This window comes from Lysinibacillus sp. NPDC047702 (assembly GCF_050272555.1).
Lineage (GTDB): Bacteria > Bacillota > Bacilli > Bacillales_A > Planococcaceae > Lysinibacillus.
Window position 1 is genome coordinate 58,266 of record NZ_JBNNMG010000006.1, and the last position, 23,582, is coordinate 81,847.

The following is a 23,582-nucleotide window of genomic DNA, read 5'->3' on the forward strand; positions in this document are numbered from 1 at the left end:
TTTGATTTGTAAAATAAGGCTAAAACTGTAAGAAGTATCTTTTTTTCTAACATAAAAATAAAATCCTCTTATTTTTGAATTAATTTACATAAACTGATTAGAAAAAGATATAGTATAGTGGGTCGAGGACAGATACTGTCCTAATAAAGAAGAAATTTTTATAAAAGTGACAATTTATTGAATTTTTATGTACAATGTAAGAAAGAAGAAGTGATAGAGACGGGAGGGGTTGGATGGTTAATAAATTGATGGACATACAAAATGAAATATTGTTAAGCACAATTCGTAAATTAGGTGATAATTCAAAAGAAAGCTACGTTATTTTTGATGTGAAAAATAATCATAAAATATTGGAATGTAACGATTCTTTTTGTGCGCTAACAAACACTACACATTCACAAATTGCAGATAATGATTACTTTTCATTGCTATCAAATGAGGAACAGCAAGCATCTATTGAAATGATTAAGCAGAAAATACATAGCGGGGTCATGGTACAAGCAAAATTACACCATAATTGCTTGGACAAACCCCCTTTTTGGGCTGAAATACAAGCGCTGCCATTTCAAAATAGTAAAAATGAAACATTATATGTACTATTACTTGTGAAGGACGTTACGTATTACCACACTGAAGATTTTTTAATGCGCCTTGAAAAAGCTATGTATGAAGCAATCGAAAAGGACAATCCTTTTGATAAAAAGATGAGCATTATTTGTAGTGGTTTAGATGAATTTTTTATGCCGAATATTGTAAGTATGGTGCTAGTTAAAGCAGAATCAAATCAATTACAAGTTTTTACAGGTAATAGTAAAGTAAAAGGGATGTCAGAACGCTGTGAAAGCAAAAATCTTTACGACCAAGTTATACAAGAGGGGAAATCTATTTTCGCCACAAATTTGGATGATATTGATATTCCATTAGAACATAAAAACTTTGCCAATGCCTCTAAAAAGACAGCTGGATGGTTTGTACCGATACGAAATCAACAACAGCAATCAATAGGGTTGTTTGCAATATTTTTAAAGCCTCATCCTAGTGACCAAGAGTTTTTTGAAAACATGTTTGGTAAAATTGGTTCATTGGTGGCGCTGGCGTATTCTTATGCAAAGACACAGAAAATGATATGGGATTTAGCTTATATGGATATAACTACTGGGCTACCAAATCGACACAGTTTCTTAAATAAAGTAGAGAAAGATAAAGAACGTGGTCAAAACGGTTATATTAAAATCTTAAAACCAAGTGAATTTCCTCAAATTGTTGAGCTATATGGCCGGGAAGCAGGAGATGAGCTGTTAAGACAAATTGCAAAACGTTTAAATGAAGACAAAGATGAGTATTATGAATATATTGCTAGATTCACAAGTACTAGTTTAATTCTTTCAAGTGTGACATCTCAAACTACTTTTCAAAATTATGAGAAACGTATTAAAGAAATCATTCGTCAGCCTTTTATCGTCGGTGGAAAGCAAATCTATATAACATTGAAAACAGGCATTGCTTTTTATAATGATGATATAAAAATTGCAGATGCTATTCGCTTTGCAGACAATGCACTATCCTTTGCAGCTAATAAACCAGGTACCCATATGGAAATTTTTACCCAAGAAAGAAATGATGTCCTTGAACAGCAAATGACCGTGTTAAATCATTTGGCACAAGCGTTAAAAAACAAGGAGATATCTGTAAACTTACAGCCAAAGGTTGATTTACGTACTGGAGAAATTCAAAGTATTGAAGCACTTGCTCGCTGGATTTCTCCAAAACTTGGTTTTGTGTCACCAGCAGTTTTTATTCCTGTTGCAGAAAATGCGGGAAAAGTGCGAGAAATTGATATTCAAATATTAGAGATGGTTCTTTCATGGTTAGCCGAACGTAAGAAAATGGGGAAAAATTTAGTAAGGGTAGCGGTAAATATTTCACCAGATCATTTTTATTATGCTCACTTTGTTCAAGACATTGTAAATTTAGTTCAGCAATATGATATTGATCCAAACTATATCATATTAGAGGTGACAGAAAATATTGGCTTAGTCGATTTTCAATCAGCCTTCGCCATCATCCAGGAATTGAAGAGCTATGGGTTTAAAACATCAGTAGATGATTTTGGCACAGGTTTTTCATCGCTAAGCTATTTACAAAGACTGCCATTTACAGAATTAAAAATCGATCGAAGCTTCATCAATGCTATTAATGATGCAGCTACGCTTGCAATTGTCCGTTCTATTATACAATTGGCTTTAAATCTAGGGATGACCTCGGTGGCTGAAGGAATTGAAAACGAGGAGCAGGTTGAAATATTACGTGCACTTGGTTGTACTGTGGGACAAGGATATTTTTATTATAAACCTATGCCTATTGAGCAATTAGATAAAATACTAGATGAATAATCGCTCTTATATGTAAGTAACATTCTAGAAATGGAGTTGTCCCAAATTTATTTTTGAGACGACTCCTTTTTTCTGTTATACTAGGTGAGATAAAAATGAAATCCGAACGGTTAGGAGAGAATCCCTTTGAGCAAAGTATATGTATTTGATCATCCACTAATCCAACATAAGTTAACTTATATTCGTGATAAGAATACGGGAACAAAAGAATTTCGTGAGCTAGTTGATGAGGTAGCCACACTTATGGCATTTGAAATTACACGTGATATGCCAGTGGAAGAAATCGAAATCGAAACACCTGTCACTGTAGCAAAAACAAAAGTTCTATCTGGGAAAAAACTTGCGATTGTCCCAATTTTACGTGCAGGAATCGGGATGGTAGATGGTGTATTAAAGCTAATCCCAGCGGCAAAAGTAGGTCATATCGGTCTTTATCGTGACCCAGAAACATTAAAGCCTGTTGAATATTACGCAAAGCTTCCAGCAGATGTAGAAGAACGCGACTTCATTATTGTGGATCCAATGCTTGCAACTGGCGGTTCAGCAGTGGAGGCTATTAACTCACTGAAAAAACGTGGAGCGAAAAATATTAAATTTATGTGTTTAATCGCTGCCCCAGAAGGTGTAAAAGCAATTCAAGAAGAACATTCTGATGTCGATATTTACATTGCTGCTCTTGACGAGAAATTAAATGACCATGGCTATATTGTGCCAGGTTTAGGGGATGCAGGAGATCGTTTATTCGGTACGAAATAAGGAAGATTTCACTTGTGTTTTTCACAATGGGAATGACTGCTTTTTAGGCAACTTATAAAATTTGAAAACGTCCTTCAATAATTGAAGGACGTTTCATAGTATGTTTAGGTGATTCCCACTTGAAGTTCGGCGTTTGCGATATCAATTTCGCCTTGGCGTAATTGAGTCCGGATTTTGAATTGTGCCTGCACAATTCATTCCTTTGAAAATCCGTGACATCCGCCGGAGGCTTTATCTTCATTCAGAATGAAGATAAACGCAATTCAACGGGGATAAACACTTTTTCATACAATAAAATAAAGGACGGTGCAAATCGTTTTGACGAAAAAGTGGAAAGTAATGACGATTTTCGGAACAAGACCAGAGGCTATTAAGATGGCTCCTCTTGTATTAGAATTACAAAAACATCCTGAGCAAATAGAATCGATTGTGACTGTAACAGCTCAACATCGCCAAATGCTAGATCAAGTTTTAGAAACATTTAAAATCGTACCTGATTACGATTTAAATATTATGAAGGATCGTCAAACATTAATCGACGTGACGACGAATGCATTACATGGTTTGGATCAAGTCATGAAAGAGGCTAAGCCAGATATTGTTTTAGTACATGGCGATACAACAACTACTTTTGTTGCAGGTCTAGCAGCATTCTATAACCAAATTGCAATTGGTCATGTGGAAGCTGGTCTGCGAACTTGGAATAAGTACTCACCTTATCCAGAGGAAATGAATCGCCAATTAACAGGTGTCATGGCTGATCTTCATTTTGCACCAACTGAAGTATCGAAGAAAAATCTATTAGATGAAAATAAAAAATCAGAGACTATTTTTGTAACAGGTAATACAGCAATTGATGCATTAGCTACAACTGTAAGTGAACAGTACACACACCCTGTATTGGAGAAAATCGGTAAGGATCGCATGATTTTATTAACAGCGCATCGTCGTGAAAATCTGGGTGAACCAATGCGCCATATGTTCCGTGCGATTACGAGAATTTTATCAGAGCATGAAGATGTACAAGTTGTGTATCCGATGCATATGAACCCAGCTGTACGTGAGATTGCCAATGATATTTTAGGGGATCATAAACGAGTACATTTAATTGAGCCGCTTGAAGTATTCGATTTTCATAATTTTGCGGCAAACTCATATATGATACTTACGGATTCTGGCGGTATTCAAGAAGAGGCACCTTCGTTAGGGAAGCCTGTTCTTGTGCTAAGAGATACTACAGAGCGTCCAGAAGGTATTGCGGCGGGTACTTTAAAACTAGCAGGAACAGAAGAAGAAACAATCTACTCTCTTGCAAAAGAATTATTAGAAGATACAAATGCCTATGAAACCATGGCAAAAGCATCAAATCCTTACGGTGATGGGCATGCCTCTAAGCGAATTGTAAAAGCTCTCTTGGATTTTTTGTATAAAAGCAATTAATGTACTATTTTATAATGTTAAAAATGAGTCTATTGTACCTATTGTAATGGGTGAGCTAATTTACGAGCGAAATCATGTCGTAAATTAGCTTTTTTTTGCATAATTTCGAAAATTCATTTTGAATCTATGAATTTTCATACACAAATTTGTCAACAATTTGACAAGAGTATAGTGGCTGTGAAGTTTTTCTCCTTTACTAATTGACTTCAAATATCTCCTATTGTATGCTTACAAAGGGTAAGAATGATAAGGGTTTCTATTCGCTGATAGGCGTTGAAACACTTGTTATATCAAGTTTCTACTAAATTGACAGTTCAAAATAAAAGCTGTCGATTTGCAACGTTTTGTGCGTTTCGGTTTTTTACCGAAATAAGTAAGGGGTGTAAGGCATTTTTAGGAATTTACACCTGTAATTGAAATGACTCTCCCGTTACTATTCCGCTGTGAGTAGTGTTTTTCACTGCTCTTTTCTGATTTCACATGGTGGTCAGCAAACGTTTTCATTACTCGAAAAAATGATTCAGGAGATTACAACCAATGCTAGATTTGCATCACATTTTTGCTATGCAGAAGAGAGCGTTATTTTTTTTGCTCGCACTCTGCGCACTAGGCTGGGGCTTTACGCCTTATCAAACGGTATTTGCGGGCATCGCAATCGGTGCATTCTTTGGTACGTATAATTTTTGGATATTAGTTCGTCGTATGGAGAAGTTTGACAGGTCCATTAGTGAAGGGAAGAAAATAGGCTCACTTGGTACTGCGCTTCGCTTTGCATCAGGTGTGGCGGCAGTCGCTATAGCCATCTCGTTGCCAAACTATTTTCACTTAATTAGCACGGTTATTGGGCTAATGATTCCGTACATTTTTCTCTTTGTCGAGAGAATTGTATCACATGTAAGGAACCGCTAATGTGCTTTAAATTAGAAAGAGAGGTGAAAAAATAACAATGGATCACAAAGCTCCGTTACGCACTTTAGATTTAGGATTTACATCAATAACATTTAATCTATCTACAGTGTTGATGTTACTAGTTGCCGCAGTTATTGTATTTTTAATTGCGTTTATTTCAACTAGAAGCTTAAAACTAAAACCAACTGGTATGCAAAACTTTATGGAATGGATTATGGATTTCGTAAAGAATATTATTAAAAGCAACATGGACTGGAAAACTGGTGGACGATTCCATATTTTAGGTATTACGCTTATTATGTTTATCGCAGTATCTAACTTACTAGGTCTTCCATTCTCTATCATCTATGACCACACGCTATGGTGGAAATCACCAACAGCTGACCCAACAGTTACAATGACGCTTGCAGCAATGATTTTAGTATTATCACACTACTATGGTGTTAAAATGAAGGGTACAGGTCATTATGTTGGTACATTCTTCAAGCCAATGTCATTCATGTTCCCACTAAAGATTATCGAAGAGTTTGCCAACACATTAACGTTAGGTCTTCGTCTTTATGGTAACATTTATGCAGGTGAGATATTACTTGCATTAATAGCAGGTTTAGCTACATCTGGAACAGTACTTGGTGTTGTTGGTGCAATTGTACCAATGATGGCATGGCAAGGTTTCTCTATTTTCATCGGCTTAATCCAAGCCTTTATCTTCACAATGTTAACAATGGTTTACATGGCTCATAAAGTGAGCGATGACCATTAATATAAAGCATATATTCTATGCTTAAACCACAAAAACAAACAATTCCAAGGAGGAAATTTTCAAATGACAGGTTCATTAGGTTTATTAGCAGCAGCAATCGCAATCGGTTTAGGTGCACTTGGTGCAGGTATCGGTAACGGTCTTATCGTATCAAAAACAGTAGAAGGTATCGCTCGTCAACCAGAAGCTCGTGGCGTTCTTCAAACTACAATGTTCATCGGGGTTGCATTAGTTGAAGCCCTACCGATCATCGCAGTAGTAGTAGCATTCATCGTAATGAACAAATAATTCAGTTGAACACTGAATTTTACTAGTGGCGAAGCAGGAATCTCCAGATGAAACTTCGCCCTTCATTTTGGAACAGATAAAAGCTATGTGAAAATATAGCTTTTTAAAATAGGTAGTTTTTCAAGTAATTAAATAATGTTGAAGACAAAGCTCTTGAAGGGAGTGAAACAATCGTGTTTTTAGATTATCTTGTACTAGGTGCTGCCGCTGAAGATAAATTATTCAATGGTGGTGACATTGCTGCTACATTAATTATTTTCTTAGTGTTAATGGCGTTACTTAAAAAGTTCGCTTGGGGTCCACTTATGGGCATCATGCAACAACGTGAAGAATTAGTAGCTAGTGAAATTGAAGCAGCTGAAAAAGCGCGCAAAGATTCGCACCAATATTTAGAAGAACAAAAGAGCCTTCTTAAGGAAGCTCGTACAGAAGCACAATCGATTGTTGAAGGCGCTAAGAAGCAAGGCGAACTACAAAAAGAAGAAATTCTTACTGCAGCACGCAATGAAGCTAACCGCCTAAAAGAATCGGCTTTACGTGAAATTGAGTCTGAAAAAGAAAAAGCTATTGCAGCTGTACGTGATGAAGTCGTTTCATTATCTGTACTTGCAGCATCTAAAGTCCTTAGCAAAGAGATTTCTGAGGCAGACAACCGTGCTCTTATTGAAGAGACGATTGCGAAGGCAGGGGAAGCTCAATGAGTAATTCAACTGTAGCAAAACGTTATGCTCAAGCGCTATTTGAATTAGCGCAACAAAAAAACATTCTTGCTGAAGTTGGGGCAGACTTAAACGAGCTAACTAAGGTTGTAAAAGAATCTCCAGATTTTTTAACACTTTTAAATGCTCCTAAGTTCTCTATCGAACGTAAAAAACAAATGCTAGCTGAAATCTTTGCTGGTTCAACGCCAGAAGTTTTACACACAATTCAACTACTTGTTGAGAAAAAGCGTGTAAACGAAGTTAAGCTAATTGCAAAAGAATACGCTGAGCTAGCTGCACAGGCACAAGGTACTGCAGATGCAACAGTATTCTCTACTCGTGAACTTTCGGCTGAAGAAAGCGCAAAAATTTCTACAGCATTTGCGAAACTTGTTGGTAAACAATCATTAAACATTACAAACGAAATTGATCCATCACTTCTTGGTGGAATTCGTGTTCAAATCGGTAATCATATTTATGATAGCTCAGTAGTGAACAAACTTGAGCGCTTAAAACGTGAATTAATCGGTTAATAATTTAGAAATGTGAGAGGTGACATACATGGGCATCAAGGCTGAAGAAATCAGCAGTCTGATTAAACAACAGATTGAGAATTATGAATCTGAACTTAAAGTAAGCGAAGTTGGTACAGTTATCCGTATTGGTGACGGTATTGCTCTTGCTCATGGCCTCGACAACGCCATGGCTGGAGAGCTTTTAGAGTTCTCTAACGGTGTTATGGGTATGGCTCAAAACCTAGAAGAAGGTAACGTTGGTATCGTAATCCTAGGTCCATACACTGACATCAAAGAAGGCGATGAAGTTCGTCGTACAGGTCGTATCATGGAAGTACCAGTTGGTGAAGAACTAATTGGTCGTGTTGTAAACCCACTTGGTCAACCAGTGGATGGACAAGGTCCTATCAACACTACAAAATCTCGTCCAATCGAAAGCCCAGCTTTCGGTGTAATGGCTCGTAAATCAGTACACGAACCACTACAAACTGGTATTAAAGCGATTGACGCATTAGTACCAATCGGTCGTGGTCAACGCGAGTTAATCATCGGTGACCGTCAAACTGGTAAAACATCAGTTGCTATCGATACAATTCTTAACCAAAATGACCAAAACATGATTTGTATCTATGTAGCAATTGGTCAAAAAGAATCTACTGTACGTGGTGTAGTAGAAACGCTTCGTAAAAATGGTGCTTTAGATTATACAATCGTTGTGACAGCTTCTGCTTCTCAACCAGCTCCATTATTATTCCTAGCACCATTAGCTGGTGTATCTATGGCAGAAGAATTCATGTTACAAGGTAAGCACGTATTAATCGTGTATGATGATCTTTCTAAACAAGCATCAGCTTACCGTGAACTTTCACTTCTTCTACGTCGTCCTCCAGGTCGTGAAGCTTACCCTGGTGACGTTTTCTACTTACACAGCCGCTTACTTGAACGTGCTGCGAAGTTAAATGAAACATATCAAAATGGTTCGATTACAGCTCTTCCTTTCGTTGAGACACAAGCTGGGGATATCTCTGCATACATCCCAACGAACGTAATCTCAATCACTGATGGACAAATTTTCTTACAATCTGACTTATTCAACTCAGGTGTACGTCCAGCGATTAACGCCGGTCTTTCAGTATCACGTGTAGGTGGATCTGCTCAAATTAAAGCGATGAAAAAAGTTGCTGGTACGCTACGTCTTGACTTAGCAGCATTCCGTGAACTTGAATCATTCGCTCAATTCGGTTCAGATTTAGATAAAATTACACTTGCTAAACTTGAGCGTGGTAAACGTACGGTTGAAGTTCTTAAACAAGACCTTAACAAACCACTAAAAGTAGAAAAACAAGTTGCTATTCTTTATGCATTAACTAAAGGTCATTTAGATGATATTCCAGTACAAGATATCGTTCGTTTTGAATCTGAATTCTTAAGCTGGTTAGATACAAACCACACAGATGTTTTAGATCATGTTCGTACAACTAAAGAGCTTGCTCCTGATGCGGATTATGAAGCAGCAATCAGTGCATTCAAAAAAACATTCGCTAAATCAGAATAAGATCGACTAGTCACTTGATTAAAAAACAGAAGGTGGTGAAATACCAGTGGTAAACTTACGCGAAATAAAAGGTCGTATTACTTCTACAAAGAGTACTAAGCAAATTACGAAAGCGATGCAGATGGTTTCTTCTTCAAAGTTACGTCGTGCAGAGCAAAACGCTAAAGCTTACGTTCCTTACATGGAAAAAATCCAGGACGTAGTTGGCGCAATAGCAGCAGGTACGAAAGACAGTGGGCATGCAATGTTAACAGCTCGTCCTGTAAAGAAGACTGCTTACTTAGTCATTGGTTCTGACCGTGGTCTTGCAGGAGCTTATAACTCAAGTATCCTTCGCCAAGTACAACGTACAATTAACGAGCGTCATAGATCAAAAGACGAATACGTGATTTTAGCAGTAGGTCGTGTTGTTCGTGATTACTTTGTAAAACGTGATCATAATGTTGTCAGCAGTGTTGTTGCTCTACCAGACCAACCTACATTCGCTGATATTAAAGAAATCGCTCGTAATGCTGTTGGTATGTTCATTGATGGTACATATGATGAGCTTTATATGTACTATAATCACTTCGTAAGTGCTATTCAAAGCGATGTGACAGAGAAAAAACTTCTTCCATTAACTGATATTGCACCCGCTAGCACAAATGCTTCTTATGAATTCGAGCCATCTGGTGAAGCAATTCTTGAAGTACTTCTTCCACAATATGCGGAAAGCTTAGTATACGGCGCAATCTTAGACGGAAAAGCAAGTGAACATGCTTCCCGTATGACGGCTATGAAAAATGCAACGGATAATGCTTCTGATCTTATTTCAGATCTTTCATTGCAGTACAACCGTGCACGTCAAGCGGCTATTACACAAGAAATTACAGAAATCGTTGGTGGAGCTGCAGCCTTAGAATAGGCTAAAGCTTCCCAATGTCGTATAAGAATACGATAGGAGGGTACACAGTAATGAATAAAGGACATGTTATTCAAGTAATGGGTCCGGTTGTTGACGTAAAATTCAACAACGGCCAATTACCAGCAATCTATAACGCATTAACTGTTAAGATTGCACGTCCGAATGAAGAAGCAACAACTCTAACATTAGAAGTTGCACTTCATTTAGGTAATGATTCTGTTCGTACAATTGCAATGTCATCTACTGATGGCTTACAACGTGGAGCAGAAGTAACAGACTCAGGAAAAGCTATCTCAGTACCAGTTGGTGAAGCTACTCTAGGTCGCGTATTTAACGTACTAGGAGAAGTAATCGACTTAGGTGAAGAGATTCCTGTGGATGCTCGTCGTGATTCAATTCACCGCGAAGCTCCAACTTTCGATGAACTTTCAACTACAGTTGAAATCCTTGAAACAGGTATCAAAGTAGTAGATTTATTAGCACCATACATCAAAGGTGGTAAAATCGGTCTATTCGGTGGTGCCGGCGTAGGTAAAACGGTACTAATCCAAGAATTAATTAACAATATCGCACAAGAGCACTCAGGTATTTCTGTATTCGCTGGTGTAGGTGAGCGTACTCGTGAAGGGAACGACTTATTCTTTGAAATGAGCGATTCAGGCGTTATTAAGCAAACGGCAATGGTATTCGGTCAAATGAATGAGCCACCTGGCGCACGTATGCGTGTAGCTCTAACGGGTCTTACAATGGCGGAATACTTCCGTGATGAGCAAGGTGCAGACGTACTTTTATTTATCGACAATATCTTCCGTTTCACTCAAGCAGGTTCTGAGGTTTCTGCCCTATTAGGTCGTATGCCTTCTGCGGTAGGTTACCAACCAACACTTGCTACTGAAATGGGTAAATTACAAGAGCGTATCACATCTACGAACAAAGGTTCTGTAACTTCTATTCAAGCGATTTACGTACCAGCCGATGACTATACTGACCCGGCTCCGGCTACAACTTTCGCCCACTTAGATGCAACAACTAACCTTGAGCGTAAATTATCTGAAATGGGTATCTACCCTGCGGTTGACCCACTAGCTTCGACTTCTCGTGCATTATCACCTGAAATCGTTGGTGCTGAGCATTACGCAGTAGCTACTGGAGTACAACGTACAATCCAACGTTACCGTGAATTACAAGATATCATTGCTATCTTAGGTATGGATGAATTATCTGATGAAGATAAACAAACAGTAGAACGTGCTCGTCGTATTCAATTCTTCTTATCTCAAAACTTCCACGTTGCGGAACAATTTACTGGTCAAAAAGGTTCTTATGTACCTGTTAAAGAAACTGTTCGCTCATTCAAGGAAATCCTTGATGGCAAATGGGATCACCTACCAGAGGATGCTTTCCGTTTAGTTGGTTCTATTGATGAAGTGGTTGAAAAAGCGAAAAGCATGGGCGTAGAGGTTTAATACTAGGGACGAGGAGGAAAAAATATGAAGACAGTTCAAGTCAATATTGTCACTCCCGACGGCCCAGTATACGATTCTGAAGTATCAATGGTAATCGCTAAAACAACTTCTGGAGAAATCGGTGTTCTTGCAGGCCATATTCCTATGGTTGCTCCACTTGCAATTGGTGCAGTGAAGCTTAAAAAAGAAAACGGTTCAACTGATATTGTTGCTGTAAGCGGTGGTTTCATTGAAGTTCGTCCAGAAAAGATATCAATCTTAGCTCCTTCTGCTGAAGTTGCTGAAAATATCGACGTTAAACGTGCTAAAGAAGCCATTAAACGTGCTGAAGGGCGTCTTCAAAGTAAACAAGACAACATTGATTTCAAACGTGCTGACCTAGCATTAAAACGTGCGTTGAATCGTATCAACGTTCATGAGGGTAATATCTAATTCAAATTTTAACGGGCAGATTCAACATCTGCCCGTTTTTTAACATTATTCAGTGTTTTAAAGAAAATGGGATAATGGAGCTTAATGAATACGGAGGGATTATAATGGAATTATATGAATCGATAGGACAAGAAGCTTTGCTGGGTATTTTCTCTCATATATTTTTTATCGCTATTACTTTTTATGCGCTACAAGCTTTTATGCTTGAGAAGATCTTTAAGAAAAATAAAGTATTTCAAATTCAATTGATTTATATATTATTGAGTATTGCGATTGGATCAACTGTTTCGAATTTTTTCCTCCAGGTGTCAAGTTGGTCTGGTAAGCTTCCTTATTTGTTCTAATACGTCTTACGTCGTATAGCACCTTATGACTATCCTAAAATGCTAAAAATGAATATACATATTTCACAGGGCTTTATAACAAAATTTATCCCGCATAAACGGGCAATAATTTATCTGTATCGTAAACGAAGCGTCAGGTACAGGACTCCCACTTCAAGATTTATGTGAAGCCAAAAATATAAGTGGGAGATTGACTGTCCGTAAAAGCCCGATTGCGGCCAACACGATGTTGGTCACACAAGCATTTCCGCAGGATGAGGAGTACTTAGCTTGCGTTCTGAGGATAAGGAAAACCCCTACTAATTGGAGTTTTACTTTATGTGGTCCTTTGAAATATGTAAAAAAGATGGATTATACATTCAATAGATTTTGTTTATTGTACATAAATCTTTGGGTATGTATTAGAAAATAACGCTTTCGTTCCATGTTATTGGTCATTCACAAAATAAAATTTCATGCGTACAATAAATAAATAGCAAAATATTAATAAATGGCTTAAAATAGTGATTTGGATGCTTGAACGAGCGTTGGAAAAGTTGTACTATAGAATTGTTTGTTTACTGATTATGACATTATACTTCTTTTTTAAATAAAATTTTTGATAGCTTAATAGATTAAATTCGGAGGGACATAGGGTGGAAAAAATAATAGTGACTGGTGGTCAAAAGCTACAAGGAAAAGTACGTGTAGAGGGCGCAAAAAATGCAGTGTTACCAATCCTAGCGGCGGCTTTACTTGCTTCTGAGGGAGAAAATGTAATTAAAGAAGTCCCTAACTTAGCAGATGTCTTTACAATAAATGAAGTACTTAAAAGTTTAAATGCAGCAGTTACATATATACCAGAAGACAATGCAGTATATATAGATGCAACAAAAGAACTTTCTAGTGAAGCTCAATTTGAATATGTAAGCAAAATGCGTGCATCCATTTTAGTAATGGGTTCATTACTTGCTCGCAATGGCTATGCTCGAGTTGCTTTACCGGGTGGCTGTGCAATTGGTTCTCGCCCAATTGAGTTACATTTAAAGGGCTTTGAAGCAATGGGAGCAAAAATCTCATTTGGTCACGGATATGTAGAGGCAAAAGTAAATGGTCGTTTAAAAGGAGCAAATGTGTATTTGGACTTCCCTAGTGTAGGTGCAACAGAGAATATTATGACAGCTGCATCATTGGCACAGGGTACAACTGTAATTGAAAATGCAGCGAAAGAGCCTGAAATTGTAGATCTTGCAAACTTTATTAATAGTATGGGTGGTCGAGTTATTGGAGCAGGTACGAATACCATTCGTATCGAAGGTGTCGAAACATTATATGGAACAGAGCATCATATTATTCCTGATCGTATTGAAGCTGGTACATTTATGGTTGCAGCAGCCATCACTAAAGGGGATGTGACGATTGAAAACGCAGTCCCTGAGCATATGACAGCATTAATTGCTAAAATGCGTGAAATGGGTGTTGAAATCATTGAATTAGATGAAGGCATTCGTGTACGTGTTCCCGATAAATTAAAGGCTGTAGATATTAAAACAATGCCACATCCAGGATTCCCTACAGACATGCAATCACAGATGATGGCTTTAATGTTAACAGCTGAAGGTACGAGTATTATTACAGAAACAGTCTTTGAAAATCGCTTTATGCATGTTGAGGAGTTCCGTCGCATGAATGCTGGTGCTAAAATCGAAGGACGCTCTGTCTTTATAGAGGGACCTGTAAATCTTCAAGGTGCTGAGGTAATGGCGACGGATTTACGAGCTGCGGCTGCACTTATTTTAGCAGGCCTTGTCTCTGAAGGTGTGACACGTGTGACAAAACTTCATCACTTAGACCGTGGTTATGTAGAATTCCATGAAAAATTGGCAGCACTTGGCGCCAATATCGAACGCGTACCAGTTGAAAATGTTGTAATAAAAGAGAAATCTACTGTGGAATTACCAACAAACTAAATAGTTGCTTGATACCCTTTGCTTATAAGCAGAGGGTTTTTTTATCTTCATTCAGCAAATGTTTTTTGTATCGAAAGCATAGCGGCAGATACAGAGACTCCCACCTCTACAGATGGTGAGATGAATGTAGTTTTGGTTCCTTTTCAGTGGGTGTCCAAATACCTACTGAAATAGAGGAACTCAGGCTAAGAACTTCACTTCCTGTGAAAACGCCTGAGTGACCAACATCATGTTGCTGCCGCTATGTTAGCTCTACGCTTTCGCATAAAAATCATCTGTTGGCCTAAAGCCTCTGGCGGATGTCATGGATTTACAAAGGAATGAATAAAAGAATGTTAGCCTAAAACCTTCGCATTCTGCGAAAACGGCTAACTGACCTGCATCGGTAAAACCGCCACGTCCTGTGGCATTACCGAAATGATCGACATCGTGTCGACCCTCGTGCAGGCCTGGGCACAATTCAAAATCCGGACGCATTGTTTATCTGTGCGAAAGCGAAGCGACAGCTACAATTACGCCAAGGCGAAATTGATTGAAGCCAGCAAGAAGTGATCTTTCACATTTGGAAGATAAACTAGCTGACTTTGAACAAAAAATAATAACTTGCAATAACCTTCTTAAATAAGTTATTCGATACTAGTCGATTATATATTGTTTCGCTAAGATTCACATATTTAGATGAGTTTTAGCATATTATTCCTTATGAAAAAATGGATAATGAGTGTAGGGATCATTTGTTTGATAGGGACATTATATGTGCTCCCTGTTGCATTTAGTGAGAAACGTTCTATCGAGGAGTCAGTGCAAACAACAGATAATGCTTGTGAAATATTTATTGAAGTGGAGGGACAACAAGAGAAAATCCCTTTAGAAACATATGTTACGGGTGTAGTGGCTGCTGAAATGCCTGTTTCATTTAAAAAAGAGGCTTTAAAAGCACAGGCTATTGCAGCAAGAACATATGCATTAAAATCGACAAATTATGGTAGAGAAGCAATTGCTCCTACAGTTGCTAAACAAGTTTTTTATAATAAAGAGCAAAGGAAAGCGAATTGGACTAGCAATTTCCCAGGAAATGAAAAGAAAATTGTCGATGCTATTAATGAAACGAAAGGACAAGTACTTTTTTACAATGATCAATTAATTACAGCTATGTTTCATTCTACCAGTAACGGTAAAACAGAAAGTGCCTATGGTTATAGTGGTAATGATCTTCCATATTTACAAAGTGTAGCAAGTATGTCTGATCAATCCTCACCAAAATTCTCTGCGGTCAAGGAATGGACATTAGCTGAGTGGAATACAATCTGGCCTGATAAATGGCAGGTAGGCGATTTCTCACGCGTCCAGTATTTTTTTAATGATACAGGACGAGTTGAACGCTTACAGCTAGGTAAAAATGTATGGTCAGGACGAGAGGTTCGAACACTTTTGCAAATACCATCTACTGATTTTAAAATTTCCTATGATACTAATACTGGAAAAATACAAGTGAGTACGAAAGGATATGGTCATGGTGTTGGAATGAGTCAGTATGGAGCTGAGGCAATGGCAAGTGAAGGAAAAACTACTGACGAAATTTTACACTATTATTATCAAGATATTGAGATAAAAAAGATAGATGCATGTTTAAAATAACTTCTAGTTGTTCACACTGCAACTAGAGGTGATGAAAATGAGAGAGGATAAAAATAGTAAAACTTCTCAAAAACAAAATGAAAAAGGTCAATTACAGAAGAAACCTTGGTTTTGGCCGGCAGTTTATGCTGGTGGTGCACTAATGCTAGCAGGTATGTTATTTGGTTACAATAGTCTCGTATCAAAAGTAGAAGAGGCTCCATTACCAGATTTAGCAGAAGTAGATCCAGGTCCTGTAGTTGAAACAAATGCTCGTGTAGAAACAATGAAGTACCCATTCAAAGAAGCAAATCTTAATAAAGTACAAGTTTTACAAGAATTTTATGAAGTAGAGGCAAATGCAGAGGCACGTGAAAATGCACTAATGGTATTTAATCAAACATTTACAACGTCATCTGGTATTTCTCTTGCTATGAATGGTGAAGAATTTGAAGTGCTAGCTGCTTTAAGTGGTAAAGTACTAGAAGTAAAACTAGATGCATTTACAGGCAATAAAATTGTTATTGAGCATCCAGATGGTAAGCAAACACATTATAGCTCAGTAAAAGATATTGCTGTAAAAGAAGGCGATGAAGTAACACAAGGTCAGGCATTAGGAAAAGCAACTGACAATGAGTGGAATCAAGCAGCAGGCGTTCACTTACATTTCGAAGTACTTGAAGACGGAAAATATGTGAATCCAAAAAAATTACTAGCCTTTTAAAATAGGGAAAACCATTCGCCACAATGACAGTTAAAGATGTCGATGAGATATGGAAACTTACTGTCTGTTTATGTGGAATTAATAATCAGCAATTTATCGAGAAAGAGTAAAACGTGTTCTGAATAGCTTTGTCCTTACATAAGGTGAAGAAATGCGCATACGTGCATCTGATGCCAACGCCATTTTGTGAAATTGTGTGGAAAGGACGAAGAACGTGCACGAGCACATTCGGAAGCGCTGCATACGCCTCGGTGAATTATTGATTGAGACGCGTGAGACTGTGCGTGTCCTCGCGAAAATGACAGGTTTTTCAAAAAGTACGGTGCACAAAGACTTAACAGAGCGATTGCCAACAATTCATGAAGGATTAGCAGAGCAGGTGAAGGAAATTCTCGCCTACCATAAGGCCGTACGTCATATTCGCGGAGGAGAGGCAACGAAAAACAAGTGGAAAGAAAGAGCGAGTCAAGAATGATTCGTTCTTTTTTTGTTGTTGAAAACAGGTTTAAAAGAATGAGATGGAGCAATTTAAAAGATTATTTTAAACGTATTATTGTTTTCTATGTTTGTTCATATAATTAAAAGAAAACAGCCATAATCACTAAATTTAGGTGAAATTACCAATAGTGTATGATAAAATATTCTAGATAAAGAGATAAAGTGAAGCTTTAATCAGTGTGGATTATCCTCATCCCACACTGATTATTAGTTGAACTAACCGGACTATTACGGGCAGTTGATTTCCCAATTATATTGGCTTACGTCTTAAAGTGGGAGTCTACTGTCCGTTTATGCGGGATAAAAATGAACGTTATGTAGTGGGAACTGGCGGGAAGGAGAAATTATAGAATGTTTTCGAAAGATATTGGCATTGACTTAGGAACTGCGAATGTATTAATCCACGTTAAAGGTAAAGGAATTGTCTTAAATGAACCATCTGTAGTGGCGATTGATAAAAAAACAAATAAAGTATTGGCAGTAGGAGAAGAAGCCCGCCAAATGGTAGGGCGCACGCCAGGTAATATTACTGCAATTCGACCATTACGCGATGGTGTTATTGCAGACTTTGATGTTACTGAAGCGATGCTGAGACATTTTATCAATAAATTAAACTTAAAAGGATTCTTAACTAAACCACGTATTTTAATTTGTTGTCCAACTAACATTACTAGTGTGGAACAAAAAGCTATTCGTGAAGCGGCAGAAAAATCCGGTGGCAAAAAAGTATATTTAGAGGAAGAGCCAAAAGTTGCTGCTATTGGTGCAGGTATGGATATTTTCCAACCTAGTGGCAATATGGTAGTGGACATTGGCGGTGGAACAACGGATATTGCAGTTCTTTCAATGGGGGATATCGTAACAAGTGAATCCATTAAAGTCGCAGGAGACGTTTTTGATAATGATATATTACAATATATTAAAAAAGAATATAAATTACTAATTGGGGAACGCACCGCTGAGGCAATAAAAATGACAATTGGTACAGTATTTAAGGGCGGTAGAAATGATACTATGGATATTCGTGGTCGTGACATGGTAACAGGTCTACCACGCACAATAACAATTCAATCTGAGGAAATTGAACGCGCTTTACATGAATCAGTAGCAATGATTGTCCAATCTGCAAAAAATGTTCTAGAAAAAACGCCACCAGAGCTATCAGCTGATATAATTGATCGTGGAGTGATTATTACTGGCGGTGGTGCATTACTACATGGTATGGACCAGCTATTAATTGAAGAGTTAAAGGTACCTGTGTTTATTGCAGAACGACCGATGGATTGTGTAGCAATTGGTACAGGCATTATGCTTGAAAATATTGATCGAGTGCCTGCATCCTTATAAAAATAGAATGAGGTGATTCCTTTGTTTAAAGGGTTCTATACAGTTGCAACGGGTATGATTGCACAACAAAGACGAACAGAGTTATTAACTAATAATTTATCAAATGCGAATACACCAGGATTTAAAGCAGATCAATCAACAATTCGTTCATTTCCGGATATGCTAATGTCAAGTGTCGGAAATACGAATGCAACTGCCAAGCAGCAAATGGGCTCTCAATATATGAGCCAAGTGGGAGCGCTAAATACTGGGATTTATATGCAGGAAACATTGCCAAACTACATACAGGGTCAAATCTATAATACAGATTTCTCAACAGATATGGCCTTGATTGATGGAAATTTACCACAAAATGAAGAGGGCATCACTGGATCTATTTTCTTCCGTTTAGCACATCCGGATGGTGGCGAGGCATATACACGAAATGGGAATTTTACGTTAGATGGTCAAGGCAATTTAGTTAATGCACAAGGACTGTATGTTTTATCAGATACTGGTCAACGCATCCAGCTTCCAAATGATGATTTTCGTCTAGATGAGACCGGTGCGATTTACGTCAATAATCAGCAAGTAGCGCGTGTTGGCGTATCATTTGCGGCTAATCCGAACATGCTACGTAAGCAAGATAATGGTATAATTCGAACAGAGAATGGTGAGAACTTACCAACTGCTTATGGTGCTAACGGTGTTGCATTTGCAATGCGTCAAAATTATCTTGAGCGCTCAAACGTAGATTCTGGTCGCACGATGACAGATTTAATGACAGCTTATCGCGCATTTGAAGCCAATCAAAAGGTGCTACAGGCTTATGATCGAAGCATGGAAAAGGCTGTCAATGAAATCGGAAAAGTATAATATGCGAACTGGAGGCGTTAGATAATGCTACGTACAATGATTACTGCAACAAATACAATGGGACAATTACAAAACAAATTAGATACCATTAGTAATAACATTGCTAATAGCAATACACATGGCTATAAGACAAAAGAGGCTTCTTTCAACGAACTTCTTTATCAGCAATTTAATAATGATAAGCAAGATCGAGCAGAGCGTCTATCTCCAGTAGGTATTCGATACGGTTCAGGCGCAATGCTTGGACAAATTCAATCAAATGAAAAGCAAGGCTCACTACAAACAACTAATCGCGATTTAGATTTAGCCTTCAATAAAGCAAAACAATATTTCAATATTTTAATGCCAGATGGTGAAAATGGCACAAAAACAGTGTATACTCGTCAAGGTGACTTTTATTTATCACCATTAAATAATGGAACAGTAATGGTTGTGAATGCAGATGGATATCCATTAGCTGATGCAACAGGACAGGCTATTACATTACCAGATAATGTGAAAAATTTTGCTGTACGTAATGGAGGCGTATTAGAGGCTTCCTATCCAAATGGAGATATTATTCGTACAGATTTAGCCGTGACAGAATTTCAAAAGCCACAGCTGATGGAGCACATTTCTGGTCAATATGTTGGATTACCTGATAATCTAGCTCAGCTCGGATATACACAAGCTGAGGTTGTTACTGAATTACAAGGTGCAAATCGTCAGCAGATTGGCATGCAAAGTGGCACGTTAGAAATGTCGAATGTAAATCTTTCAAAGGAAATGACAGATTTAATTCAAACACAGCGCTCTTATCAATTCAATGCACGAGCGGTTACTTTAGCAGACCAAATGCTCGGGCTTATTAATGGAATTCGCTAGATCCATGATTACTGTTTAGTAAGGAATGAAGAGGAGTACAATCTATGACAAACGATTCACGTCGACGTTCTGTGCCGACACAAGAAACCGATACGCCACCAGAAGAGAAGGGACGCCGCTCAAATGGAGAGCAACGAGAGGTTCGATGGGTGCAAATACGGCTGATTCCGATTTGGCTACGCGTTGTACTTGTTCTCGTATTAGTCGTTGTTGCCGTAGTTTTAGGTGCAATTTTTGGCTACAGTGTTATTGGACAAGGGCAAGCTATGGATATATTTAAAACAGAAACATGGCAGCATATATTTGATATTATGAATGGTAAAGAATAATTTATTCTTTACCATCCTTTATGTTTACATAATTTAATTAAAATTGAGGGGGAATATAAATGTTATCTGCAGAGCAAATTCAAGCAATCTTACCACATCGTTATCCTTTTTTATTCGTTGATCGTATCGTTGAATTAGATGAGGGAAAACGTGCCGTAGGTTTAAAAAATGTATCCATCAATGAGGATTTTTTCAATGGACACTTTCCAGGCTATCCCGTAATGCCTGGTGTTTTAATTGTTGAGGCACTAGCACAGGTTGGTGGTGTTGCGTTATTAAATGCGGATGAATTCAAAGGTCGCTTAGCCTTCTTAACAGGTGTTGATAATTGCCGTTTCAAACGTCAGGTGGTACCAGGGGATCAGCTTCGGCTGGAAGTAGAGTTTGTTAAACTAAGAGGTGCAATGGGCAAAGGTCACGGTGTAGCAACAGTTGATGGAGAGCTGGTTTGTGAAGCAGATATTCTATTTGCTATAGGACCTGAACAGCCAAAACAGGCTTAATTTGCATTTATAGGCTAAAAGTTATAAAATAATTATATCGAATTATGTCCTTGCTGTTAATTTTTTAACAGTTTATTTATATTCTAAAATGCGATGGCGTATAGCGATTGTAAATTGAAATACATGTAATTTTAGGTTTTTTTAAAACGTAGGAGGATTATATAGATGTATAAGGAACTGTCTTCAGGTGTTAAAATTAGCATTACACGTTCGATTTCAACATCTTTTGAATCATACTTAGCAAGTATTGGTTGGGATGAAAAGCGTTTCTCTATGGAAGACTTCATTGCTAGCTGGAAGACTTATTTTCAAGACAATGCCGCATGGATTGAAAAAATTCCAGCAAATGTTTTACTGAGCACTGAATTTCATGAAGAGATGGCACAAAAAATCGATGAAGTAATTGCGAAAATTTTAAATGAAGAGCCAACTGCTAAGCAAATCGAAACAATCGAGACATTGCAAAAAGAGCTAGGTACAAAATATACGTATGACTGTAAAGCAGAAGCAGCTTACATTGAACAATTGTTAAAAGAAAAACAAAAATAGTTTGTACAAAAATCGGATAGTTCCCTCCTTTCCCGGGCACTCTATGTAGGATCACAAATGCACCCGTTGTATTTGCTGACATAGCACCCAAGAAAGGAGGTTTTTAATATGTGGAAAATGTCATTTTTGACTATTCTTTTTGCTACGCTATTCCTTGGAGGATGTAACTGGGGGAACAGAGCGGTCGAAGAAAGACCTGTGGAGAACGTTAAAAACGATGTTCGCCGAGGTGTGGACAAAGTAGAAGACGTGGTAGAGCCTGCTCGAAGACACGATGTTTACAATCGTAATGTGAATGGTGTTGAGCGTGGTACAGTTAACGAATCTACTGTAATACCTGAAGCTACAGCACCAGGAACAAACGCTGATTTGAACGGTACAAATGGCTATAATAACGTACCAAATGCAAATGGCGTTGAACGAAATGACAATGTTATTAAAGAAAATGTTGTGGAAGAAAAAGTAGACGTTCGTGAACGTAACAACATGAATACGCGATAATAATAAAAAGAGTGTCTCCAGAAATGGAACACTCTTTTTTTACTGCAAAAAATAACTCGAAAAAATAACGATGCAAAAGACAGCAGCGTTAAATTTAATCATTTTTAAGTTTTGGACGTTTCTTCATATCATGGGAGAAGCGATCCAGTAAATTATCTAAAGAAACGCCTTCCACTAGAAGCTCTGCAAGTAATTGCTCTGCATATTTTGAACGTTTTGTTTTAAGTGTACCTTTTAAGAGCACAGAAATATGATCTCCGATTTCTTGAACAGTATGTACGGCAACCTGGAAAGGGGCAGGTTCATTATCTGGAAATGAAATAACGGCACGCACATTAAAGACAGCGGCTTTTTCTAATAAATGTTCAAAGGTTGAACGATATTGTCCGTCCATAAAAAGTTCAAGAATCCATGATTGATGGCTGTTTTCCTGATTGATAATAATGCCATCGACTAAAGGAAATGATTGTATGCCATCTTTTGTGACAAGGTCAAAGGAAAGCATTTTAAACGTTTTCATTATGTATTATCCTCCTAAGTCGGTCATCTTTATTAGTATAACACATTCGATTGGACCATGTGATGAAGTGACCTTTGCTTTGTTCCTAGCCAATTTTGAAAAAGAAAAAACTGTGAATTTTCATATTTCATGAAATAGCATTAGCAATTACAGCCAAAAGCATTCAGCCTATGAATTGATTTAATTTTTGCTTGGTAAAAATGCTAATATAACCAATTTATGATTAAAAATGAAGGGAAATGATAAAAATCGACTTTTGCCATTTCAGTATATGCTCTTGTAAGATGAGAGCATCAATAGCAAAGGAGGTGAATTGATGAATCAAGTCGGACTGGTTGGAAGATTAACAAAAGATCCTGTGTTACGACACTTATCTGAGAATCGCGTGCAAACTCATTTTTCTTTAGCCATTAATCGCAATTACAAAAATAATCGTGGGGAAGTGGATGCTGACTTTATTCTTTGTACAGTATGGGGAAAACTTGCAGAGCATATCGTCAAATATTGCGGGAAAGGCTCATTAATCGGAGCAAATGGTCGTATCCAATCAAGGTCATTTGTAAATGAACAAAGTACGAAGATTTTTATTACAGAGGTAGTCGTTGAAGAGGTCCGATTTTATCAGCTTAAGCCAAGAGATAGTGGCGAGGCTATTGTGCCTACAAATCTGTCCGATGAGCAGGAAAGCTTGAAGGATTTTGTGTTACCAGAGGCAGAGGTAGTATTACCAGTAGTATAGCAGCAGCCATGTGTTACATACGGAGCAAGTGACAAAGTTGTCTGATCCGCCATTCTCCTATATTTACTTGCACCGTAATGCATGAAGAAAGGAATGATGTATACCCTATTATTGTAGTTCA

Annotated in this window: 26 protein-coding genes; 25 read left to right on the forward strand and 1 reads right to left on the reverse strand. The window is 37.8% G+C overall.

Annotated elements, in window-relative coordinates; translation table 11 throughout:
• The first annotated feature begins 233 nt into the window (after nt 1–233).
• The 24 genes from ACQKIM_RS04910 (at nt 234) to ACQKIM_RS05025 (ending at nt 22,202) form a co-directional block, all read left to right on the forward strand.
• Nucleotides 234–2,393, forward strand: coding sequence for an EAL domain-containing protein (locus ACQKIM_RS04910; RefSeq protein WP_427539921.1), 2,160 nt, complete (start codon nt 234–236; stop codon nt 2,391–2,393).
• A 126-nt stretch (nt 2,394–2,519) separates the two neighbouring features.
• Complete coding sequence (upp, locus tag ACQKIM_RS04915; RefSeq protein ID WP_427539924.1) at nt 2,520–3,149, forward strand: uracil phosphoribosyltransferase; 630 nt, start codon at nt 2,520–2,522, stop codon at nt 3,147–3,149.
• A gap of 318 nt (nt 3,150–3,467) precedes the next feature.
• Entirely contained in the window at nt 3,468–4,589 is a 1,122-nt protein-coding gene (gene wecB / locus ACQKIM_RS04920) for a non-hydrolyzing UDP-N-acetylglucosamine 2-epimerase (protein WP_427539927.1), read from the forward strand.
• Nucleotides 4,590–5,126: 537 nt separating this feature from the next.
• Nucleotides 5,127–5,498: an ATP synthase subunit I gene (locus tag ACQKIM_RS04925; protein WP_427539929.1), complete on the forward strand. Its 372-nt coding sequence runs from the start codon at nt 5,127–5,129 to the stop codon at nt 5,496–5,498.
• Nucleotides 5,499–5,535: 37 nt separating this feature from the next.
• Nucleotides 5,536–6,261 carry a F0F1 ATP synthase subunit A gene (atpB, locus tag ACQKIM_RS04930; RefSeq protein ID WP_427539932.1) on the forward strand — a complete coding sequence of 242 codons (726 nt, stop codon included), beginning with the start codon at nt 5,536–5,538 and terminating at the stop codon, nt 6,259–6,261.
• A gap of 63 nt (nt 6,262–6,324) precedes the next feature.
• Complete coding sequence (gene atpE, locus ACQKIM_RS04935) at nt 6,325–6,549, forward strand: F0F1 ATP synthase subunit C (RefSeq protein WP_004269474.1); 225 nt, start codon at nt 6,325–6,327, stop codon at nt 6,547–6,549.
• 173 nt (nt 6,550–6,722) lie between these two features.
• Nucleotides 6,723–7,250 (forward strand): F0F1 ATP synthase subunit B, encoded by a 528-nt coding sequence (gene atpF, locus ACQKIM_RS04940; protein WP_427539935.1) that lies wholly within the window; start codon nt 6,723–6,725, stop codon nt 7,248–7,250.
• Nucleotides 7,247–7,783, forward strand: a complete 537-nt coding sequence (locus ACQKIM_RS04945) for a F0F1 ATP synthase subunit delta (protein WP_427539937.1) — start codon at nt 7,247–7,249, stop codon at nt 7,781–7,783. Before atpF ends, ACQKIM_RS04945 begins: the two co-directional genes overlap by 4 nt.
• Nucleotides 7,784–7,811: 28 nt before the next feature.
• Nucleotides 7,812–9,320, forward strand: coding sequence for a F0F1 ATP synthase subunit alpha (atpA, locus tag ACQKIM_RS04950; RefSeq protein WP_427539940.1), 1,509 nt, complete (start codon nt 7,812–7,814; stop codon nt 9,318–9,320).
• A gap of 46 nt (nt 9,321–9,366) precedes the next feature.
• Nucleotides 9,367–10,224: an ATP synthase F1 subunit gamma gene (gene atpG, locus ACQKIM_RS04955; RefSeq protein ID WP_427539943.1), complete on the forward strand. Its 858-nt coding sequence runs from the start codon at nt 9,367–9,369 to the stop codon at nt 10,222–10,224.
• A 50-nt stretch (nt 10,225–10,274) separates the two neighbouring features.
• A complete protein-coding gene (gene atpD / locus ACQKIM_RS04960) occupies nt 10,275–11,690 on the forward strand; it encodes a F0F1 ATP synthase subunit beta (protein WP_427539946.1) in 1,416 nt (471 codons plus the stop codon).
• Between the two features lie 24 nt (nt 11,691–11,714).
• The gene (locus ACQKIM_RS04965; RefSeq protein ID WP_427539949.1) at nt 11,715–12,122 is read left to right on the forward strand and encodes a F0F1 ATP synthase subunit epsilon; all 408 of its coding nucleotides are present in this window, start codon (nt 11,715–11,717) and stop codon (nt 12,120–12,122) included.
• A gap of 104 nt (nt 12,123–12,226) precedes the next feature.
• Nucleotides 12,227–12,466 carry a DUF1146 family protein gene (locus ACQKIM_RS04970; protein ID WP_427539952.1) on the forward strand — a complete coding sequence of 80 codons (240 nt, stop codon included), beginning with the start codon at nt 12,227–12,229 and terminating at the stop codon, nt 12,464–12,466.
• A 635-nt stretch (nt 12,467–13,101) separates the two neighbouring features.
• Complete coding sequence (gene murA / locus ACQKIM_RS04975; RefSeq protein WP_427539955.1) at nt 13,102–14,415, forward strand: UDP-N-acetylglucosamine 1-carboxyvinyltransferase; 1,314 nt, start codon at nt 13,102–13,104, stop codon at nt 14,413–14,415.
• A gap of 738 nt (nt 14,416–15,153) precedes the next feature.
• Nucleotides 15,154–16,053, forward strand: a complete 900-nt coding sequence (spoIID, locus tag ACQKIM_RS04980; RefSeq protein WP_427539958.1) for a stage II sporulation protein D — start codon at nt 15,154–15,156, stop codon at nt 16,051–16,053.
• 37 nt (nt 16,054–16,090) lie between these two features.
• A complete protein-coding gene (locus ACQKIM_RS04985) occupies nt 16,091–16,756 on the forward strand; it encodes a peptidoglycan DD-metalloendopeptidase family protein (RefSeq protein ID WP_427539961.1) in 666 nt (221 codons plus the stop codon).
• A 214-nt stretch (nt 16,757–16,970) separates the two neighbouring features.
• On the forward strand, nt 16,971–17,231 hold the full coding sequence (locus ACQKIM_RS04990) for a sporulation transcriptional regulator SpoIIID (protein WP_427539964.1): 261 nt from the start codon (nt 16,971–16,973) through the stop codon (nt 17,229–17,231).
• 374 nt (nt 17,232–17,605) lie between these two features.
• Nucleotides 17,606–18,601 carry a rod shape-determining protein gene (locus ACQKIM_RS04995; RefSeq protein ID WP_427539967.1) on the forward strand — a complete coding sequence of 332 codons (996 nt, stop codon included), beginning with the start codon at nt 17,606–17,608 and terminating at the stop codon, nt 18,599–18,601.
• Between the two features lie 21 nt (nt 18,602–18,622).
• Nucleotides 18,623–19,456, forward strand: coding sequence for a flagellar hook-basal body protein (locus tag ACQKIM_RS05000; RefSeq protein ID WP_427539970.1), 834 nt, complete (start codon nt 18,623–18,625; stop codon nt 19,454–19,456).
• Between the two features lie 24 nt (nt 19,457–19,480).
• Nucleotides 19,481–20,320, forward strand: a complete 840-nt coding sequence (locus ACQKIM_RS05005; RefSeq protein ID WP_427539973.1) for a flagellar hook-basal body protein — start codon at nt 19,481–19,483, stop codon at nt 20,318–20,320.
• A gap of 44 nt (nt 20,321–20,364) precedes the next feature.
• Complete coding sequence (locus tag ACQKIM_RS05010; protein WP_427539976.1) at nt 20,365–20,649, forward strand: DNA-directed RNA polymerase subunit beta; 285 nt, start codon at nt 20,365–20,367, stop codon at nt 20,647–20,649.
• A 59-nt stretch (nt 20,650–20,708) separates the two neighbouring features.
• A complete protein-coding gene (gene fabZ, locus ACQKIM_RS05015; RefSeq protein WP_427539979.1) occupies nt 20,709–21,152 on the forward strand; it encodes a 3-hydroxyacyl-ACP dehydratase FabZ in 444 nt (147 codons plus the stop codon).
• A gap of 165 nt (nt 21,153–21,317) precedes the next feature.
• Complete coding sequence (locus ACQKIM_RS05020) at nt 21,318–21,701, forward strand: hypothetical protein (RefSeq protein WP_427539982.1); 384 nt, start codon at nt 21,318–21,320, stop codon at nt 21,699–21,701.
• Nucleotides 21,702–21,809: 108 nt separating this feature from the next.
• Entirely contained in the window at nt 21,810–22,202 is a 393-nt protein-coding gene (locus tag ACQKIM_RS05025) for a hypothetical protein (RefSeq protein ID WP_427539985.1), read from the forward strand.
• Nucleotides 22,203–22,296: 94 nt separating this feature from the next.
• Here the strand turns inward: ACQKIM_RS05025 and ACQKIM_RS05030 are convergent, their stop codons facing one another.
• Nucleotides 22,297–22,722 carry a YwpF family protein gene (locus ACQKIM_RS05030; protein ID WP_427539988.1) on the reverse strand — a complete coding sequence of 142 codons (426 nt, stop codon included), beginning with the start codon at nt 22,720–22,722 and terminating at the stop codon, nt 22,297–22,299.
• Nucleotides 22,723–23,038: 316 nt separating this feature from the next.
• Here ACQKIM_RS05030 and ACQKIM_RS05035 point away from each other — a divergent pair, with 316 nt between their 5' ends.
• Complete coding sequence (locus ACQKIM_RS05035) at nt 23,039–23,461, forward strand: single-stranded DNA-binding protein (protein ID WP_427539991.1); 423 nt, start codon at nt 23,039–23,041, stop codon at nt 23,459–23,461.
• Nucleotides 23,462–23,582 lie beyond the last annotated feature (121 nt).